Consider the following 276-nt stretch of genomic DNA (forward strand, 5'->3'; position numbering starts at 1 on the left):
GTGCTGGCCTTAACGCGCTCCACCAGCCCGCTCCCCGTGTGGGTGCGCACGTTCCACTCATCCATTAACGCAAGCTGGTCGTCGGACTGATGAACCGCGATAGTCGGCCCTTCCGCCAGAATATTCAGGTTGGCATCGGTCACCAGGGTTGCAATCTCAATAATGCGATCGCGCTCGGGATCCAGCCCGGTCATTTCAAGATCGATCCAAATCAGGTTGTTTTCATCCGCGCTCATGTTATTTTCCACCCTTCTCGCATAACCGGCTGTAGCAGGC

The 276-nt window shown here is 56.2% G+C and carries 1 protein-coding gene; it reads right to left on the reverse strand.

What is annotated here, in order from left to right; all coding sequences use genetic code 11:
• Positions 1 to 236 (reverse strand): oligoribonuclease (gene orn, locus ACPYOI_RS36190; protein ID WP_481424186.1); only part of this gene is annotated, 236 nt, incomplete at its 3' end.
• Between the last annotated feature and the right edge of the window lie 40 nt (positions 237 to 276).

Source organism: Rhizobium sp. SVR5-2C (genome assembly GCF_056755115.1).